This is a genomic window from Bythopirellula goksoeyrii, from assembly GCF_008065115.1.
GTDB classification, from domain to species: Bacteria; Planctomycetota; Planctomycetia; order Pirellulales; family Lacipirellulaceae; genus Bythopirellula; species Bythopirellula goksoeyrii.
On record NZ_CP042913.1, the window covers coordinates 3,264,587 to 3,282,501 of the forward strand.

Sequence of the window (17,915 nt, forward strand, 5' to 3'; positions counted from 1 at the left end):
TTGGTGCAAACAATAATATCCGTCCATGGAGCAGGTTGGATCAAGCTTGCTTTTCTACTGATTGCGACAATCCCCGGAGCCTTGCCGCTTGTCGCTGCAGAAACAGAACTCTCAACGCCAATTGCTGATAAAGTAAGCTGGCCGACGGCTACACAAACTTCACGACCCTGGACTCGATGGTGGTGGCACGGGTCCGCTGTTGATGACAATAACCTCTCCCGACTTCTCGAAGAATATCAGAAGGTTGGGTTGGGAGGAGTGGAAATCACTTGCATTTATGGGGTGAAGGGCAACGAGGAGCGGAACCGTGAGTACCGCTCAGACGAATGGGTCGATGCCGTTCAGCATACGTTAAGCGAGGCGAAACGGCTTGGTATGGGGGTTGATTTACCAGCAGGGTCCGGCTGGCGAATGGGAGGGCCAGGTGTAACCCAAGAAGATGCCAACAATCGACTTGAACTCGACAAGACGAAAGTCGCCGGAGGGAAGACATTTCATCGAGCGTTCGACAGATCTACTTTACAAAAGGCGATCGCCCAGAATGCCGAAGGCAGACAAATCGATATCACTAATCGAGGGTCGACAAATGAAATCCAATGGGAAGCGCCAGAGGGTGATTGGACGGTATACACGCTTGCATACCGGTGGGCGGGAGATCGCGTGAAACGACCAGGGCCGGGGGGTGAGGGACTGAATATCAATCCTTATTCCAAGAAATCGGTCAGCAATTTCCTTGAGCAATTTGGCAAGACGCTAGATCGACTGCCAGGAGTTCGTGCGCAATTCCACGACTCGTTCGAATACGAAGGCGATTGGCAGCCCAACTTTCTCCAGGAATTTGCCGATCGACGTGGCTATCGGCTCGAACAGTTTCTCCCGGCTTTAGCTGGCGATGGACAGTCCGACACGGTCGCGCGAGTGAAATGCGACTATCGTGAGACGCTTTCCGACATGGTCCTCGAAAACTTAGTTGTGCCGTGGGTTAATTGGGCCCACGAACACGGCCAACTGTCCCGCAACCAGTCTCACGGATCTCCAGCAAATTGGCTCGATCTGTATGCGGCTTGCGACATTCCCGAAACTGAGAGCTTTGGTCGTTTGCACGGGGATGACGCTGATCAGTTGGTGCTCAAATTTGCCTCTTCGGCTGCAAACGTAGCGGGACATCCGCTCGTTTCGGCGGAGTCGGCAACGTGGCTCAACGAACACTTTCAAACGACGCTAGCCCAAGTGAAGCAAATCATCGATCGGCAAATCTTGGCGGGCGTCAATCACATCTTCTACCATGGCACTGCCTATTCCCCAGAGGATGCAGAATGGCCTGGCTGGTTGTTTTACGCCTCGACGCAGCTCAATCCCCAAAACCCAATTTGGAGAGATTTCTCGACACTCAATACTTACGTGACTCGTTGCCAATCAGTGTTGCAGAACAGCAAACCAAGCAATGATGTCTTGCTCTATTGGCCCATTCACGATGCTTGGCAAAATACGAAGGGCTTGCGGATGGAAATCCGAGTTCACAATGGAGGTGACTGGTTTTACGGTCGGCCTCTCGGAGATGCAGCTAAGATACTGCACGAGAATGGCTTCGCATTCGACTATGTCTCTGATCGCGGACTGGCTACGAGCAGACCAGACGGGGCCGGGCAACTACAGACGCGAGGTGGCAACTATGACGTAGTCGTCGTTCCCCAAACCCATTTCATGCCGTTGGCTACTTTGAAGAAGCTGGTTGATTTCATTGAGGCAGGTTCAAAAGTGGTTTTCTGGGGCGAGTTGCCCGACAGTCCCCCTGGGATGAAGGGAAAAATCAACAATAAAGAATGGAAAATTGCGATCCAAAGAGTTCGGGAGGCAATCGCCAAAGGTCAGAGTTTCGCAGGCGACGATCTGATCGAAACTCTCCAACAAGCGAAGGTGCGATCAGAATCAGATCTTACTCGACATGGCATCGACTTTTTGCGCAAGTCGTGGGAGCGAGATGTCATTTACTATCTTAAGAACAATAATGAAACGAGCATCGATGAGTGGGTATCGATTGGTAGCGATTTTAGCTCAGCCATTTTCATGGATCCGCTTTCGGGGAAAATTGGTCTCGCAGAAACGCGTTCTGGCAATACAGGGTATTCTGCGGTGCATTTGCAGTTGGCCTCTGGACAGACTATCTTTGTTCGTGCTAGTGCCGAGCAAACATTTACCAACGAAACGTGGTCATATCAGAAGGCAAGTGGAGAGGCAGTCGAGCTTCACGGGCCCTGGCTAACGGAATTCATCGCAGGGGGACCAGAGCTGCCGGAGCAATTTGAAACTCCTCACCCAATGGCTTGGACTGAGGTCTCGGACGACGCAGCCAAGAACTTTGCCGGTACGGCAACGTACTCGACTGAACTCGACTGTCCTAACAGCAAAGGGAGGTCACTGCTCGACTTAGGAGTAGTGCACGGCAGTGCACGTGTGTTTGTCAACGACAAATACATCGCCACGCTCTTAGCCCCACCGTATGTCTTGGAACTCAGCAATCTTCAAGACACAGGCAACCGACTTGAAATTGAAGTAACAGGAGTCGCTGCTAACCGAATACGCGACCTTGATCGGAGAGGTGTTGAGTGGCGGATCTTCGATGACATCAATCTAGTAAACATCGATTACAAGCCGTTTGACGCAACCAACTGGCCCATAGTTCCTCAAGGGCTTGCCGGGCCGGTAACACTCACACCACTCATAACTACCAACGAGCCTACCAAGTGAAGTCACTATTCGCCCTCTCTCTTTGCATTTGCTCGACGCTTAACTACAGTTACGAATCCTCTTCTGCAAGCTCAAGAACTTCCCGAATTTCCTGTTCCGCCGATTTCAATTCAGCTCTAGTCTTTGCCTGGGCCCAGCGATTTGCCGGTTCACACAGATATGCCAGATCCCTTGGCCAGCAGGGATGGGAAGCACATCTCTTTCGAGGAACAGTTTGAAGCTCATCGCTAGGAAATGAAACGAATTCTAGAGTACTACGCCGTCGGCAGTATGCCTGGAGCGCCTGGCGAGTTCAGCGGTGAGGTTCTTAGGCAAGATGTGTTCAAGGACGGCACGGTATAATATCAACTCATCCGCTTGACATTTAGAGACCCCAAATCGCAAGGGTTCGATATCGCACTGTTTCTACCCCTTGGTAAAGGGCCATTTCCTGTCTTTATTCGCCCCTTTATTCTTGCTCACTCCTGGTGAGGAACCTTTGGAAACTATGCCGCGGATCTCTGTCTGAGACCGAGGACTTGACGCTATGCGTCAACCGCTTTGTCGGAGCGGAAACACGTCTTGGCGATCTCAATCACGGGGAGCACTAAGCCCACTCTAATGTTTTTTATTCAGGACCTTAAGGAATCGCGAACTGCCATGTGGTTTGCATTGAAAGAAAGTAAATTACCTCAAACACGCACGGCATTTCAGGATGCACGCAACTTAGTGTCATATGTTGCAAAAGCGCGGCACATATAGATTCAGAAAGTTGCTAGTACCCTTAGGCGTTGTTACGATGCCCGTAGCATCAGGTTCGGAACCCAGTTCCCGTCACGTTGGCGAGTCCGTTGCGAGCTATTCTTCATTCTCATCTGGGAGGAAACATTAATGAGTTGTCTTAAGAAAGGCATGTTGGCCGCTTTGGCCATAGCATTGGCGGTATGTGTTACCCGCCACGCTGACGCAGAGTTGTTGGTTTACGAACCTTTTGACTATGCTGCGACGTCAGAGCTCACCAATTTGAATGGTGGTGGCGGTTGGGGAGGAGACTGGACCGGGCGTGAGAACATGGACTCTAATGTTCCTGCGAACACTGCAGTAATTCAGGGTTCGAGCCTAGCAGCTGCTGGACTAACCACAATCGGCGGTTCTTTGCTAATTGACGCAACTGCGGGTACATCGCAACCAGCCCGCTCATTTGGTAGCTATGCGATTTCAAAGATCGGTGGTGCCGGGAATACGACGTGGATTAGTTTCATCGCCCAGCGCCAAGGGGCAACTGATACTTCCGGATGGCCTGACAATCCTTATCCTCGTGGTGTGAATTTTAGCTTGTTTGCTAGTCTAGCTTCTGATGATGAGCTCATGGGAATTGGAAACTCTTCTAGTGCAGCTGACAACACTTGGTCGCTTATTCCCGACGGTGGTGGCGGCAATCGAGAAGGTGCTTATGATCCTGCTGGTGGTGTTGCTGGAGGAGGCCCTGAGACACCAGGTGCTGCTACATTCCCTTGGAACGATACCCATTGGGCTGTCCTTCGCATTGATCACCTAGCAGGCATGGACGATATGCGTCTATGGCTGAGTCCTGATCCAAATGTCGTGCCTCTCGATGCAGATGCCGACATCACACTCCTTGCTGGTGATTCCAACAACACGGACGACATGGATGCTCTTGAGGCAGTTCGCGCTTTCGTAGGTGCGGGTCGTACTTCAGGTGGCTTTCCTCAACCAACAGGCGTTTTGGCGCTTGACGAGTTTCGTGTCGGTACTACTTATGCGGACATGACCGGTACAGTAGTCACCGTGCCCGAGCCCTCCAGCCTGGTACTGCTTGGCCTTGGTGGGTTGGCGTTGATTCGTCGTCGCCGCTCCGCTTAAGTGACTGTGAGTTTTTATAGTGAACAACTTATGCCCCGGGGAGGGCGCTCGAAACTTCCTCGGGGCATCTTTATGCAAACACGGTCCCTCTCCAAGCTAATTCCGCCCGGAAACTCTAACGGGTTTTGGCGTACACACGATTGAGATATCTAGTGATGAGCACACCCCAGCGAGTGTCATTTTTTTGTTCTCTAAGAGTTGCTGTAATCTTCGGTACCGTCATAACTGCATCACTATCTGCAATCGCACAATTAACCATTGAACTTGAAGACTTTGCGATTCTGCCGATCACTGGTTCGGTCAGCGGTAGCAGCAATGCCGCATCGCTCGCCCGAGTCAATTTCATGAGGACAGAGCCAGGCAATGCAGATCGCCAATTTGTCAACGATCTCAATGGTCCGCTCTACATGCTCGACAAAACTACGAAACAGTTCACCACATATCTTCAGTTCAATGGTGATCCAATTGGATCAAATCCAGCTGGAATGTTTGGCAAGATGACCTATGACGGTGGGTATGCCAACGGCATGGTTTCTTTCCAGTTTGATCCAGACTATGAGAACAACGGTGTCTTCTACACAATCCATCTTGAGGATACTGGCTTTGGATCTCAGATCCCCGACAACTCGAACGTGCCGGGACTCGACACCTCGGGTTACACGTCAACATCGCCTATATCTTCTGTTGGTAGTACCAGTAATCCCAGAGAGGCGGTGCTGATTGAGTGGACCGATACGAATATTTCCAATTCGGTGTTTGAAGGCTCAGCTCGCGAATTGTTGCGAATAGAGCACAACACACGAATCCATCCTATGGGAGATATGGTGTTTAACCCCAACGCGCAGCCCGGCGATGACGATTGGCGAGTTATGTATCTGGCGGTCGGCGATGGAGGTGCCGGTGAACGAAGCGGCTCTGCCCGCTTAACTCCGCAAAGGCTCGACCTGCCAACCGGAAAAATTCTGAGAATCATTCCGGACCTTGGGGAACATACGGATACAAGTACGGTCAGCGGCAATGGCCGGTATCGGATCCCCGACGGCAATCCTTTCACATCCACCACCGGAGTGTTGGGCGAAATCTACGCTCTTGGCTTTCGCAACCCCCACCGCATCTCCTGGGACGCAGAGTCTGACTCCATCCTAGTCAATGACATCGGCCTCCACACTTGGGAAGAAGTGAACATCGTCCACGAGGGTGCTAACTACGGGTATTCGCAGCGCGAGGGTAATCAGCAATTATTACCTAACAACTCAACCGCCGGTCTCCCCACCCCGGATGAGATTCCGATTCAGATAAATGGCCTGACAACCAACGGCATGGTTTCGCCCATCTACCCGGTGATTCAGTATGGCCACGCCGAGTCTAGCGACCCGCTCAAGGGTGATGCTATCTCCAGCGGATTTGTTTACCGAGGTAGTCGTGTTCCGTTGCTCAAAGGTAAGTACGTATTTGGCGATATTACGACGGGGCAACTCTTTTACGCAGACTTTGAAGAAATGCTGCTCGCCGACGATGGCGACCCGAGTACGCTCGCTTCGTTCGGATCGCTGGATGTACTCTGGGACAATCCAAACGACGCTCAAGCAGGCGCCGAACTCTATACCACGATTTCACCCTCGAACGCTTTGCTGGGGCCAATGCATCAAATCATCCAAACGGCCTATCATGATCGCGGGGGTCTGGACCCCAATTTGCCTGGAGGAGCGAACGTGACAGGATCATTCGGTCGGGCCGACATGCGGCTGGCCATGGACGATGATGGAGAACTTTACGTCTTATCGAAAATGGATGGCATGATTCGGGCGATCGTGGGACCCAAGGCGAATGCCGATTTTGACGGCGACGGCTGCATTGATGGATCTGATTTTCTCATTTGGCAGCGAGGTTACGGTTCCCCTGGTTCACTCGCATCGGGCGACGCCAACTCTGACGGAATCGTCAATACCTCAGATCTCGAAATATGGCAGTTACAATACGGTGAAACCGGTGGAGATATCACTGCATCTCAAGCCATTCCCGAACCGGCAACTGCAGCTCTTCTTTTAGTTTTCGTATACTTTTCCATCGCGGCAAGACAAAAATCAGACTATGCTCTCTTGGTTTAGGATGTTTATAAAAAAATCCCGTCTAAAAGACCGGTGATGTCAAGAATCAATTGCGACACAAGTATTCATGAAAGATTTCCGTTGGTGTTAGATAACCTTATCGCTTTCTTGGACGTTCGTTGAGTACTTGTTCTACGCGGGCCACCTCGCGGTGACTGACCTGCATGAAATCGGGGCCTTTGGGAAAGAACTGCTTGAGCAGACCGTACGTGCGTTCGTTGGCCCCTTTTCGCCACGTAGCGTACGGATCACAGAGATAAACCTCCATCACGACGTTTCGAGTAAATCGCTGATGCTCCGTCGGAGGCATTCAAGAAGATCTTTCATCTGTCGATTCGCTTCCCATATGGTGCAACGGAGAGAATCAGTTTGACATGCAGTAGGCTTTCTGGCAAAAAGTGCGAGGAAACCCAGGTGACGAGCTTTCTGAACAGCTGCGGTTGGCCTCGATTCTCGAAGGTCAGCCAGTACAAGCAAGCAATTGCCTTCAGAGATTCGCTGACAATTGGCTATCGATTCTCGACTACTTCTTTGGCACTGTGGAAATTCTAATACATGCTAAAAGGTGCTAATACTTGCTAATCAACTGCCACCGCTACCAAAAACCTCTTCAGATGGCTGAAGTGTTACTTCCAGCCATCATAGGGATAGAAGCGGTCCACTTGGGTCCCAGGAGCGATTACTTCAAACTTCAACTTTTCTGGAATGTGATAATTACTATATTCAGTAGTTCCCAATACGACATGCTTCAGTAGTTTTCTGTAAGTCTTTGATAGGCTTCATATTCGATGCCTTGCTTGCGGTCGGCTCCGAGGTGCTTTCCAACGACTTGGCTGATCCAGAGCAGCATTTCTCGGAAGCGGAGTAACTTTAGGAATAGTTGCGGTTGGTCGCTCCATTTTCCTTTGGCCATCTTGAAATGCAGCCAGACCCAAACGTTTCGCAGCACCAAGGCGATGCCAACAAAAAGCAGCCGCAAGGCGGGGTCCCGGGTACAGGTCTTGATCCGCGCTTCGTTCATCTGGCGATAGCTGGTCTCGATGCCAAAGCGAGTGCGGTAGGTTTCGCGAATCTCTTTGGGGGTCAGGCGAACTTTCCAAACCGCGTACATCAGCTTCTTGGTGCGACGCTTGCCGGACTTCTTGTGCGTATACCTCTTGCTGGCAACGCAGATCGTGAGCTGGGTACGGCGAGTTTTGCCGTCGATCTTGCCTTGATGACGATAACGATAGTAACCGTTCTTCTTCTTTTGGATCGCACGCAGACCCGTCGCCTGCTTGCCACGCTTCGGTTTGCGACCCCGCACGACCGCTGGAATAATGAAACCGTGCCCAGCACGCTTCAAGTAAGACATCACCTCGACGTTGAAAAACTCCTTGTCTAGCAGGAGAAATCGTATTTTCACCTGCCGACGACGAACGATGACCAGCAGCCGCTGGAGCACTGCCTTGAGCTTCTCGCCATGCTCCACAGGGGTCAAAGCGAGTGTATAACGATGGCCTTTGTGGACCACCGCCACGGTCGCGTAGGCATGAAAGTGTGTTGTGCCACTCTTGGGTGCGCTGCGATAGATTTCCTTTTCGTGCTCCAGTGGCTGACCGTGATAGGGAATCAACGTTAGATCGACGGCTATTCTCCGCCGCTTGCGAAACAGGGCTTTGGGAAGTTCGGTTACCAGCGAGCGATTCAGTCGACGCTCCAGTTCGGAGATATCGGGGAGCGATGAGTCGAGCGCATTGCGAATCGTTTGGTCGCACGGTGCATCGGCCAAGTCGCGACACACAGCGAAAACGCTGGTCATCCGCGCCGCTGCGATCAACAGAATCTCGAATAACGTGCTGGCAGTGCATTTAGTCCCTTTGTACTCCAACTTCAAAGACCTAGCCAGCCAATCGTTGGCATAGCCGTGTACTTCATTCTTGGTAACGATATAATCCTGTTGTGAACGCATGGCTCCCTCCTTGGAGAATGATTTGATTTGACAAAAACCATTGTCCTGAGGGACCTTGCGTTCACCTTTAGAAATCTTGCGTATTGGGAACTACTGAATTTCAAAACACGTTCTAAGGCGAAAAATGCGATGTTCGCACGCACCAACATCGAGTAAGCGCTTTGTTATGAAGTGAAAGCCGACTTTAAGAAATGCGTTCGCCTGAACTGCATCACTCACCTAAGTACTCGTTTACGCAGCATCTCGTTTTCGGCCTTCAAGAACTCAATCTGGCGACGGAGGTCGTCTTCCGAAGAAGCTGCCAACAGGAAAAGCAACGGAGAGAATCAGTTTGACATGCAGTAGGCTTTCTGGCAAAAAGTGCGAGGAAACCCAGGTGACGAGCTTTCTGAACAGCTGCGGTTGGCCTCGATTCTCGAAGGTCAGCCAGTACAAGCAAGCAATTGCCATGGGCCAAAGAAGTAGTAAAATGCTCTAACTGCTTACGTGTGAGTGTCTTAGCTCGATTAGTGGTGGGAGGCTCATAACCTCGAGGTCGTCGCCAAGTGTTCTTCTTTCTCGGTTCTCGTCTTGAAACATCTCTGGAGATTATCGTTGAATATTAGGCCTTTCCTTCAGAGTTGCTTCTCTGCTTTTTCCTTCTGGGGATTGGTTGTTGCGACTTTTTTCTTTGCAGCGTCGCTAACTCCCTCGCTTTTGCCGCGACAATTTGCCGTACAAGGTTTGCTCTCGGGGCTAGCACTTACTGTCGGTTATGGCATGGGAGTTTTTTTTGTTTGGCTTTGGGGTTATCTCGAACTCCCTCGACCGAATGCCACGCTCGATCGCTTGAGTAAGCAACTTACAGTGGCTGGAGTCGCCGTGGTTGCAATTCTCTTTCTCTGGCGCGCGACGATTTGGCAAAACTCGATCCGTCAACTCATGGAAATGAATCCCGTGGCGACGGCATATCCTTGGCGGGTTGCCCTGATCGCATGTGTGACGGCCGTGATCCTAATCCTGGCAATCCGCGGTTTGCGAAGAGGCTGGCTTTACTTGCACGCCCAAGTGAATCGCGTGGTGCCACGGCGCGTTTCATACGTCCTCACGACAATTGCCATTGCTATATTCGTGCTATTGGTGGCCAATAAAGTCATTGCCAAGTGGGCGTTGGATGTTGTGGACAACGCTTTCCTTCAACTTGATGAATACGTAGAGGAAGCGATCGAGGCGCCAGTTGATGCGCTCGCCTCTGGAAGCACCGAGTCGCTAATTGATTGGGATTCGATTGGACGGCAAGGAAAGCGCTTTATCACTACTGGACCCACACAGGAACAAATTAGTGAGTTCACAGGAAAAACAGCAAAAAGACCGCTACGAGTTTACGTGGGTGTTCGTACGAAGGAAACACCAGAGGAACGAGCCAAGCTGGCACTTGATGAGCTTATTCGCGTTGGAGCGTTCAAAAGATCGATTTTGATCGTTGCCACGCCGACCGGAACCGGATGGCTCGATCCGGGCGCGGTCGATACGGTAGAATTTCTTCATGACGGGGACACAGCGATTGCTTGCATTCAGTATTCTTATCTTCCCAGTTGGATCACTATCCTGGTAGACCCGCAACGCTCACGTGTTGCGGGACGAGCGATTTTTGAGGAGATCTATTCTTACTGGACCGCTCTTCCTCATGACGACAGACCAGAACTCTATTTACAAGGACTGAGCTTAGGATCACTAGGGTCAGAAACTAGCGCCGATCTCTTCACAGTTTTTGAAGATCCGATTCAAGGCGCTGTGTGGAGTGGCCCTCCTTTTCCCAGTACCGTTTGGGATCAGATTACGCGCGATCGAAACGCCGACTCGCCTAGTTGGCTTCCCACCTTTCGCGATGGGTCGATGGTACGCTTCACGGCCCGCGAAAATGCCTTGGATCGCTGGGGTAAGCGTTGGGGTCCAATGCGGTGTGTGTACATACAACATGCGAGCGATCCGATGACTTTCTTCTCACCTGATTTGGTGTACCGAAAGCCAAGTTGGCTGGTCGGCGAGCGCGGACCCGATGTCTCACCATATCTACGGTGGTATCCGATCATAACATTCCTGCAAATAGCTTTCGATATCCCCATGGCAACGACGACCCCGCACGGCTATGGACACAACTTTGCACCCGCGAGCTATATCGATGCATGGTTCGCCGTAACGGCCCCCGAAGAATGGGACAACGAAGACACTGCTCGGTTGAAGAAGTTATTTGCCGAATGACGCGAGTTGTCCATTCCATTTAATTGATGAACCTAATGGTTTCGATTGGACTCGAAAGTTCTGCCAAAAGTCCTCTATCAGGCTGGAGCACACTTCCTCTAAGATAGGTGAGTTTTATAGAGAAGTTCAGGTCATTCGATATTAAGAGGAATGGTTCATGGCTAAGACTCAGGCGGAGCCTCGAGGGCTCTTTCAGAGGATATTGGATGCGATTGAGTGGGGAGGGAACAAGGTGCCTCATCCCGCCGTACTTTTTCTCACGTTGATCCTGCTTGTCACATTGCTTTCGGTTTTGTTTCAGTGGATGGGAGTCAGCGTTTCCTACCAGCGGATCAATCCCGAAACCCATGAAATAGAGCAAGCGACCACCTCCATAAGAAGCCTGCTTTCCGCCGATGGGATTCGATTCATCTTCACTTCGGTCGTGTCAAATTTCATCAACTTCGGTCCAGTCGGGATCATCATGGTTGCGATGATCGGTGTCGGACTGGCCGAAAGGTCGGGACTGATCGGGGCGTTGATTCGAAAGATCGTCATGGTCGCCCCACCGCAGTCCATGACTGCCATCCTAGTGACTCTCGGTGTGCTCTCAAGCATTGCTAGTGATGCTGGATACTTGGTGCTCATTCCCTTGGGTGCGGTCGCCTTTCATAGCCTGGGGCGACATCCGCTGGCAGGATTGGCCGCTGCGTTTGCGGGAGTGGCCGCTGCATTCGGTGCAAACTTCCTTGTCAAACCTATCGACGGCATCCTGGCCGAAATGACTAACGATTCTATCCATATCGTCGATCCTTCCCGGTCGATTGACCTGACGGCCAACTTCTACTTCGGCATAGCGTCAAGCCTCTTGTTGATCGTGGTCTGCACATTCATCTCGAGCTGGATTGTGGAACCACGGCTTGGCAAGTACGAAGGGGATTCCCCATCTCCCGATAGCCAAGCTCTCTCCTCCGAAGAATCACGCGGCCTCCAATACGCCTTTTGGTCACTGCTTGGGTTCGTAGTGGTAATCTTACTACTAACTCTTCCGTCAAGTGCGCCGCTGCGAAATCCGGAGACCGGCACGATCATCGGTGATTCGCCATTCATGAACAGTTTGGTTTTTTTGATCATGTTGGTCTTCTTGGTCACTGGCATCGCCTACGGAATGGGTGCGAAAACAATCCAATCGGCCGATAGTGCTTTTGACGCGATCACGAAAACGTTTGCCGATCTGGCGGGGCTCCTCTTCCTGTTCTTTGTGATCGGGCAATTCGTGGCCTATTTCACTTATACGAATCTGGGAACCGTTCTAGCGGTGAAACTGGCCGATGGCCTAGGAGAAGCCAACCTTGGCAGCACAGCCCTGCTACTAGCATTTCTCTTCATTGGTTTAGTCATGAGTATTCCGGTCCCCAACATATTGCCAAAATGGGCGATCCTCGCCCCGGTATTTGTACCGCTGTTTTTAAAGCTCGGCATTGATCCCGACGTCGTTTTGGCAGCATATCGCGTGAGTGATTCGCCACCCAATGTCATCAACCCTCTGCTACCCCATTTCGCGCTCGTGGTTGGTTTCGCGCGTCGTTGGCAGCACGACGCCGGCGTCGGAACCGTCGTGGCGATGATGCTGCCCTATGCCGCAGCAACTGCGGTAACTTGGGTGCTCCTGTTCTTTGTTTGGTATTGGCTGAATCTTCCCTTTGGGACCTGATGACAGGTACCTTTGCTGATGGCGAATGAAAAATCATCCTCTGTCAAAATGTTCCCCCTATTGGAGTTCTTATCTCAGTTGGGCCAGGCTCATTTGGCATGTGGCGAACAGACGGCGATCGTGGAGATGATCCTCCGAGGCTCCGCGAACGCTTATGGCGCAGAGAAATCGAAAGTTATTGCATTTCCGACGGCTCTCTTTCTCAGCCTGTACGATGGAGAAAAGGAACACATCACGCTCGCAGAAGGACCTACGAAAAACTTGCGATTGGATCAGATCGGCGAGGTTTACAAGATTGGAGAGGCAGCGGAGAGAGGCGATGTGGACCCTGAGGAAGGACTGAAGCACCTCCAAGCAATACTTCAGGAGCCCGCTCGCTTTGGCATCGCTGGTGCAATAGCGGGACATATTGTCCTATCAGTTGGATTGGCGATGGTGCTAACGACCGCGCTGCCAAATCTGGCAGCCGCCGCACTTCTTGGTGCCATCGTGGGAGCATTAAAGAGTTTTCATCACGGGCAATCTGTGTTGTCTGTTCCTCTGCCTGTCGTGGCTGCAGGCGTGGTATCTACACTTGTTTTCTTGGCAATCCAATGGGAATACAAGATTGATCCTTTGTACGTCTTGATTCCTCCGCTAGTCACATTCCTCCCTGGTGCCCGACTTACGCTTGGGATGGTGGAGTTGGCCTTTGGAGACATGGTCAGCGGATCAAGCCGATTAATCACTGGTTTCGTGCAACTGCTTCTCTTGGTTATTGGACTCGTCGCAGGGGCCGTGATTGTGGGTTACACCGCTGCCGATCTAGTCGATGTAACTCAAACCACGTTAGAAGATCCAGACCTCTGGTGGGCCGGTTGGTTGGGTGTTTCCGTATTTGGACTCGGCGTCTACCTGCACTTTTCAGCACCTCCAGGTTCGTTGCCATGGATGCTGCTGGTCATGCTCGTGGCTTTTGCGACACAGCATTACACCGCAACATTGGTCGGCACAACAGCGAGTGGATTTTTTGGCATGATGGTCGTAACCCCACTCAGCTATCTGATTCAATTCCGCTTTAAAGGCCCCCCGGCGATGGTTACGTTTCTCCCAAGTTTCTGGATTCTTGTCCCAGGAGCACTAAGCCTGGTGAGTGTGAAAACCATGCTGAGCGATCGGGAGGCTGGCATCGACGGACTCGTAACGGCCCTGTTTGCCATCGTCTCCATCGCACTGGGAACTTTGATCGGCGCGTCACTCTACAAATGGCTGTCAGATACCTTAGGCTGGTGGCAATTTCAAATTGGGCGAGCCAGTCGAAGCTTATGGCAAAAAAACAAGCGGCCTTAGTTTGGCAACTCTATCGTGTCTTGAGTAGGCTAGACCTCAGGCTTGGATACGAAAAGATCCATGCCTAATTGCTGTGAGAGAAACTTGGCCACAAGTTGGCCTTTGACACTATTGCCTGCTTTGTCCAGCGGCGGGGCAAAAGTTCCTAGTCCGCCTTTTCCAGGTGAGACCGTGGCGATTCCTCCGCCGATGCCGCTCTTCCCTGGCAAACCAATCTCGTAGAGCCAATCTCCCGAAGTTTCGTACAATCCAGCGGTTGCCATGACAGCCAGTGCATAGTGACAGACCATCGGATCGACTACCCTCTGCTTCGTGACTGGGTTGACCCCTCCATCCGCCAACGTGGCGCTCATCACTGCCAGGTCTCTTGCCGAAACATTTAGCGCGCACTGTTTTGTGTAAAGTTCGACCGCTTCGACGGGATCCATGTAGATTCGCCCGAAACTTTGCAGCATACGGGCGATGGACTGGTTGCGGTAATTCGTCTTCGATGCCGAGATATACACTTCGTCGTTTATCGATAGCGTGCGGCCCGCAAATCGCGACAATCCTTCATGAATAAACCGCCACTTCTCTTCGAACGATTTGCCCGGAGCGAGACTGGTCGTGGCGATCGCACCAGCGTTGACCATCGGATTCGTTCGGCCATTGTCTCCTCGTTCGATTCCTTCAAGCGAGTTGAACGCCCTCCCAGTGGCGTTCACGCCGATTTTCTCTCGGACCTCGTCGGGATCCAAAAATTCGCTGACAAGCGCCATCACAAACGGCTTCGAGACGCTCATTATCGTGAATTCGTAATCTGAGTCCCCAACCGCAAAAACATCGCCATTCGTTCCCACCACAGATATGCCAAACAGGTTGGCTGGCACCTGAGCCAATGCGGGATAAACCTGGGAATTCATACCATCGGAGTTTGCTTTGAATTGTTGGTATGCTTCCTGAACAAGTTCCTGGACCACATCGGGTGCAGGCAAGTGGCCAGTCGATACGTAACCAGAAGTTTTCAAAGGATCACCAGCCATAAATCGCTATTCCAGGGTCGCCAGGGCCACTGCCAGGCGACATCCTTGGGCGAACTCGGGCAGGTCGATGTATTCCTTGATTGTGTGAATCTCATACTGCCCTGCACCGATAGTCACCGTCGGCACGCCATGCTTGTCGAGCCAGTTGGCATCGAGTCCGCCGTTGGAGAACAAGGTAACAGGCTCTAGACCGATCATTTCCACAGCTCGATTGGCGTGCTTTACCGCTGGGGCGTCATCCTTCACTTCAAACGAAGGATAGGAAGGTTTGCTAACGAAATTCACCTCAGCCGTTTCGCCATCCACGTCGGTTACCTCGGCCTGAGCTTTCGCAAACGCTTCTCGATAGCCTGCCGCAATCTTCGTCGCGAATGCAACATCGGGGCTTCGCGCCTCTCCGACAATATGCACGTAGTCCGTCACGACGTTAGTAGCGTCGCCAGCTGCTTTGCCATCTTTCCCGCCAAAGACACCGGGGTTGCTGGTGCCGTTGCCGTCTGGCTTGACGACTTTGCCAAACCATCCGCCACGGTGGGCTTCCGCGAGTGCCAAAGAGGCGACAAGCGTGGCCGAAATCCCTTTGTCTGGTGCCACACCGGCATGGGACGCCTTTCCTTTGATCTCGACTTCCCAATTCTCTTGACCCACCGCGCCAGTGATCAGCTCAGAAGCCAATTTGCCGTCGACGTTGAAACACATGACTGCACCGTTCAGATCAGCAGGGTCGAGTTCACGAGCCCCATGCAGTCCGCTCTCTTCGCGAACCGTGAAGAGAAGTGTGATCGGCGGATGGGGCAAGTTGTTCTTGAGAAGCGTCTCGACCATCGTTACTAAGACGGCGCAACCAGTTCGGTTGTCACCCCCTAATGCGGTTGTTCCATCAGAAACGATGCGATCCCCCTCGCGTTTCGGCTTGGCACCGGCACAGAGGGGAACTGTATCGAGATGCGTTGAAAACAAAAGCCGCGGACCCTTACGAGTTCCAGGTAAATCAACCCACAAATTGCCAGTTTGAGTTGGCAAAGGAATTCGCTCGTTCACCGAATCGTACCTGATCGCCGAAGCAGGCACGCCGATTTTTTTCAGCTCCTCGGAGACCGCTTCTGCAATCGCAGCCTCTTCTCCTGTGACACCTTCTACTGAGAGAAACCGCATTAGATGTTCTTCAGCCGCTTTCACATCGATATTGGGGACATCGTTACTCATGGTCTGGTACCTTTCGAAATTAAATTCTGTCCGCTCAATGCTGTTCGCATTCCGAGCAATACTAGCAAGTCCTTGTTACAGACCCCAGGGAAGTCCCATCCATTGCCATGCCGCAAAGAGCGCAGTCCAAATAATGAACAAGACCACCACATAGGGGAGCATCAGTGATACAACCGTCCCAACCCCCGCACTCTTGTCGTACTTTTGAGCAAAGCCAACCACCAGTGCGAAATAGGCATTGAGCGGTGTGATCGTATTCATCGGCGAGTCAGCAACACGGTAGGCGGCTAACACTGCTTCAGGTGCCACGCTGAGAGTCATCAGTAGCGGTACAAATATCGGGGCGAACAAGGCCCACTTCGCAATCGCACCTGTAATCAAGAGATCGATCAAGGCGACCACGACAATAAAACCAATGAGCAAGAGCAACGCCGGGAAATTAGCGGCTTTCAGAATTTCAGCCAATTTCAAAGCCAAGATCGTGCCCATGTTGGTGTAATTGAAATAGGCCACAAACTGACTGAGGACAAGAAACAGTAGAATGAGGCTCCCCAATCCCGACATTGCCTTTTCCATCGCTTTAATATTGCCGGTGAGACTTGTGATTGTTCTGGCCCCGAACCCATAAGCAGAACCGGTCACCAGAAACAGAATCATAATCAATGCAATCAAGCCGTTCATGAAGGGGGAATTCCCGATCAATTCACCCGTCTCCGGGCTCCGAAGGATGGCGTTAGCCGGCAAAGTCAAATACCCGAAAACACCTAGCGTTATTAACAGTGCAATCGATGCAAACTTAAGGCCGCGCGATTCATCGGCAGAAAGTGCACCTTGCTGAACGTCGGGTTGGTCGTCCCCAGCTAATTTTGGATCGTATTTTCCCAGGCGCGGCTCGATTATTTTTTCCGTGATAATGGCCAGGACAAACGTGAGTACGACAACCGAAGCGATAGAAAACCACAGATTCGAAGCGAGGCCAATCGAGACATCGGGATCAACTAGATGGATCGCATCGTTAGTAAATTCAACCAACACGGCATCCAATGGTTTGATAAGCATATTGACGGTGAATGCACCCGCCACCGCTGCGAACCCCAAAGCCAGCCCTGCGAGGGGATGTCGTCCTACGCTCATGAATGCGATCCCCGCCAGTGGAATCAAAACCAGATAGCCCGCGTCGGCTGCAATACTCGATAAGATTCCCACAAATGAAAGGATGTAGATCAACGCCCAGCGAGGAGAAACTATCACGAGTTTGCGAATGATTGCATTGACCAATCCGGATTCTTCCGCCACGCCAGCCCCCACCATGGCCGCAATCATCAACCCGACTGCCGTAAAACTCATAAAGTTCGGAATCAGGGAAACATAAATGAAGCGAATCCCCTCGGCAGTCAACAAGCTCCGGACGGAGATTGACTGCTCTGCTATGTGGTAATTCTTTTCGTCCATGACCTCGTAGTCGACGTGCATTCCTGTGTCGTAGACCTGGTCAATGCCGTCGATAGTTTCCGCCTCGGCAGCTGCTTCCGGTACGATGGCTTCATAGGTGACTCCAACTCCAACTCCAGCTAAGTAGAGAATATGCGACAGCACGATCACGATCGCAATCAAGGTGAGAAAAATCAGCACCGGGTGTGGCACGAGGTTTCCCACTCGTTCGACTACGTCGAGGATTCGCTGCATCATACCTTTTGGGGCATCACTGGACTGGTTCATTCTTAGTACCTTCCGATTGCTAGGGTATTATTCCC

At 51.7% G+C, this 17,915-nt stretch carries 11 protein-coding genes; 6 read left to right on the forward strand and 5 right to left on the reverse strand.

The genetic code is table 11. The features are described 5' to 3' along the window. Nucleotides 1-3 precede the first annotated feature (3 nt). The 3 genes from Pr1d_RS13005 (at nucleotide 4) to Pr1d_RS13015 (ending at nucleotide 6,719) form a co-directional block, all read left to right on the forward strand. Entirely contained in the window at nucleotides 4-2,748 is a 2,745-nt protein-coding gene (locus Pr1d_RS13005) for a glycosyl hydrolase (RefSeq protein WP_168205214.1), read from the forward strand. Nucleotides 2,749-3,618: 870 nt separating this feature from the next. After that, complete coding sequence (locus tag Pr1d_RS13010) at nucleotides 3,619-4,611, forward strand: PEP-CTERM sorting domain-containing protein (protein ID WP_148073935.1); 993 nt, start codon at nucleotides 3,619-3,621, stop codon at nucleotides 4,609-4,611. Nucleotides 4,612-4,766: 155 nt separating this feature from the next. Beyond that, nucleotides 4,767-6,719, forward strand: a complete 1,953-nt coding sequence (locus Pr1d_RS13015) for a PQQ-dependent sugar dehydrogenase (protein WP_148073936.1) — start codon at nucleotides 4,767-4,769, stop codon at nucleotides 6,717-6,719. 97 nt (nucleotides 6,720-6,816) lie between these two features. On the opposite strand, the gene Pr1d_RS13020 is transcribed toward Pr1d_RS13015, so the two are convergent. Together Pr1d_RS13020 and Pr1d_RS13025 are read right to left on the reverse strand one after the other, a co-directional pair. Then, a complete protein-coding gene (locus tag Pr1d_RS13020; protein WP_148073937.1) occupies nucleotides 6,817-7,029 on the reverse strand; it encodes an IS30 family transposase in 213 nt (70 codons plus the stop codon). 438 nt (nucleotides 7,030-7,467) lie between these two features. Beyond that, a complete protein-coding gene (locus Pr1d_RS13025; protein WP_148073938.1) occupies nucleotides 7,468-8,670 on the reverse strand; it encodes an ISH3 family transposase in 1,203 nt (400 codons plus the stop codon). A gap of 594 nt (nucleotides 8,671-9,264) precedes the next feature. On the opposite strand from Pr1d_RS13025, the gene Pr1d_RS13030 reads away from it, so the two are divergent. The 3 genes from Pr1d_RS13030 to Pr1d_RS13040 all read left to right on the forward strand — a co-directional run bounded on the left by Pr1d_RS13030 (nucleotide 9,265) and on the right by Pr1d_RS13040 (nucleotide 13,933). Then, nucleotides 9,265-10,911: an alpha/beta hydrolase gene (locus Pr1d_RS13030; protein WP_210417698.1), complete on the forward strand. Its 1,647-nt coding sequence runs from the start codon at nucleotides 9,265-9,267 to the stop codon at nucleotides 10,909-10,911. Nucleotides 10,912-11,068: 157 nt separating this feature from the next. Next, nucleotides 11,069-12,604 (forward strand): AbgT family transporter, encoded by a 1,536-nt coding sequence (locus tag Pr1d_RS13035; protein ID WP_148073940.1) that lies wholly within the window; start codon nucleotides 11,069-11,071, stop codon nucleotides 12,602-12,604. Nucleotides 12,605-12,622: 18 nt separating this feature from the next. Beyond that, nucleotides 12,623-13,933: a threonine/serine exporter family protein gene (locus Pr1d_RS13040; protein ID WP_148073941.1), complete on the forward strand. Its 1,311-nt coding sequence runs from the start codon at nucleotides 12,623-12,625 to the stop codon at nucleotides 13,931-13,933. 29 nt (nucleotides 13,934-13,962) lie between these two features. Here the strand turns inward: Pr1d_RS13040 and glsA are convergent, their stop codons facing one another. The 3 genes from glsA to Pr1d_RS13055 all read right to left on the reverse strand — a co-directional run bounded on the left by glsA (nucleotide 13,963) and on the right by Pr1d_RS13055 (nucleotide 17,880). Continuing rightward, the gene (gene glsA, locus Pr1d_RS13045; protein ID WP_148073942.1) at nucleotides 13,963-14,955 is read right to left on the reverse strand and encodes a glutaminase A; all 993 of its coding nucleotides are present in this window, start codon (nucleotides 14,953-14,955) and stop codon (nucleotides 13,963-13,965) included. 6 nt (nucleotides 14,956-14,961) lie between these two features. After that, nucleotides 14,962-16,161: a M20/M25/M40 family metallo-hydrolase gene (locus tag Pr1d_RS13050; RefSeq protein WP_148073943.1), complete on the reverse strand. Its 1,200-nt coding sequence runs from the start codon at nucleotides 16,159-16,161 to the stop codon at nucleotides 14,962-14,964. A gap of 75 nt (nucleotides 16,162-16,236) precedes the next feature. After that, on the reverse strand, nucleotides 16,237-17,880 hold the full coding sequence (locus tag Pr1d_RS13055) for an AbgT family transporter (RefSeq protein ID WP_148073944.1): 1,644 nt from the start codon (nucleotides 17,878-17,880) through the stop codon (nucleotides 16,237-16,239). Nucleotides 17,881-17,915 lie beyond the last annotated feature (35 nt).